Consider the following 1,793-nt stretch of genomic DNA (forward strand, 5'->3'; position numbering starts at 1 on the left):
ACCGCGTAGTTGTAGCGGCGTGACAGCATCCCGAGCTGGTCGGCGGCCCACTGCGCCACCTGGTCGGCCTGCCGGTGCCCGGCCGTGGACACCCCCGGCGGAGGACGGTGCGCGTTCAGCCAGCCCTGGATCGCGTTCTGCGCGTCCTGCAGCTGCTTGATGACCTGGTTGAGCGCGGGCGGGTCGATCCCCCGGAACTGCGGATCGCGCGCCGCCGGGCCCGTGCGCATCTGCGCGGTCATCGCACCTCCGTGCCGAGGTCGGCCGAGTCACCGTTCGCCGTGTCCTGACTCCCCAGAATCACACCCGTGTCACTGGCTGTCGAGGGCCTTGCGCACCGATTCCTCGTCCCGCGCCACCACGGCGGCGTCGCCGGTCAGGACGATCGGCCGCTGGATCAGCACCGGGTTCGCCACCATGACCTCGATCCACCGGGCCCGGTCGTGCTCCATGTCCTTGAGCCCGAGCTCCTTGGCGACCGGCTCGTTCAGCCGCGCCACCTCCCACGGCTCGGCGCCGACCCGGGTGAGCACCGCGTCCAGCTCCTCCGCCGTGGGCGGCTCGTCCAGGTAGCGCCGCTCGGTGTACGCGACGCCCGCCTCGTCCAGCGCGGCCTTCGCGGCCCGGCTCTTCGAGCAGCGCGGGTTGTGCCAAATCTCCATCACTCCACCTCCGCGGGGGCTCCCCCGGTGATCCTCAGCAGTTCCTCGTACGACGTGGGGAAGACGGTGTGCGGGTGCCCGCCGGCCGCCCAGACCTGGTCGTACCTGTTCAGCCAGACGTCCACGAGCGTACGGAGCGGGGCCGGGTGGCCGAGCGGCGCCACGCCACCGATCGGCTGGCCGGTCGCCTCCCGGACGAACTCCGGCGTCGCCCGCTTCACCTTCGCCGCGCCCACGAGGGCCGCCACCTTCGCGGTGTCCACGCGGTGCGCGCCGCTGGTCAGCACCAGCAGCGGCGCCCCGTCGGCGTCGAACACCAGGCTGTTGGCGATCGCGCCGACCTCGCAGCCCAGCTGGTCCGCCGCGGCCTGCGCCGTCCGCGCGGAGTCGGACAGCTCGACGATGACCCCGGTCGCGCCCTGGTCGGACAGGGCCTTCGCGACGATTTCGGCATTCGGATGCATGGGAAGCACTTTAAGCTTCCTGCATGCGCGGGATACCGGTCGACGTGCGGAAGAGCGCGGTCCTGCTGATCGCGGCCGTTGCCCTGGCGGGCTGCGACGGGACGGAGCAGGCCGAACCCCGGGCCCAGGAGGGCTCCTCGTCCGCGAAGCCGCCGCCTGCGAAGGCGCCGGCGACGCCCACCCCGACGCCGTCCCCCGCGCAGCGCACGCTGAAGCCGGGTGCGAAGGGCGCCGACGTCGAAGACCTCCAGCGGCGCCTGAGGGAACTGCACTACGACCCGGGCAAGGTGGACGGCAGGTACGGGCCGTCCACGCAGATGGCCGTGTGGGCGTTCCAGGCGGTCAACCGGCTCAAGCAGAAGAGCACGCTGGGCAAGTCCTTCTGGGCGGCGCTGGAGGCTCCCAAGGACCCGCGCCCGATGGCCAAGAAGCGCGAGAAGGACCGCGTCGACGTCGACCTCAAGCGGCAGTACCTCGTCCTCTACAAGGCCGGGAAGCCGCGCCTGATCTCGCACATCTCCTCGGGGTCGGGGGAGTACTACTGCGCCAAGGACCGCGGCGCCACCGTCCCGCGCTGCCGCTACGCCACCACCGGAACCGGCGACTTCCGCACCGGGCGCCGCTTCACCGGCTGGGAGACCTCGCCCCTGGGGCGGCTCTACAACCC

Annotated in this window: 4 protein-coding genes; 1 reads left to right on the forward strand and 3 read right to left on the reverse strand. The window is 72.2% G+C overall.

Annotated elements, in window-relative coordinates:
- From ETD96_RS43715 to ETD96_RS43725, 3 genes are all read right to left on the reverse strand, one after another.
- Nucleotides 1-242, reverse strand: a 242-nt coding sequence (locus tag ETD96_RS43715; protein WP_138642343.1) for a hypothetical protein, incomplete at its 3' end; no start/stop codon positions are given.
- 69 nt (nt 243-311) lie between these two features.
- Nucleotides 312-662, reverse strand: coding sequence for an arsenate reductase family protein (locus ETD96_RS43720; RefSeq protein ID WP_138642344.1), 351 nt, complete (start codon nt 660-662; stop codon nt 312-314).
- The gene (locus ETD96_RS43725; protein WP_138642345.1) at nt 662-1,126 is read right to left on the reverse strand and encodes a YbaK/EbsC family protein; all 465 of its coding nucleotides are present in this window, start codon (nt 1,124-1,126) and stop codon (nt 662-664) included. The genes ETD96_RS43720 and ETD96_RS43725 overlap by 1 nt, the downstream gene beginning before the upstream one ends.
- Before the next feature lie 23 nt (nt 1,127-1,149).
- Here ETD96_RS43725 and ETD96_RS43730 point away from each other — a divergent pair.
- Nucleotides 1,150-1,793, forward strand: a 644-nt coding sequence (locus tag ETD96_RS43730) for a peptidoglycan-binding domain-containing protein (protein WP_138642346.1), incomplete at its 3' end; no start/stop codon positions are given.

Origin of the sequence: Actinomadura geliboluensis (genome assembly GCF_005889745.1) — a bacterium.
In the GTDB taxonomy this organism is placed as follows: domain Bacteria; phylum Actinomycetota; class Actinomycetes; order Streptosporangiales; family Streptosporangiaceae; genus Spirillospora; species Spirillospora geliboluensis.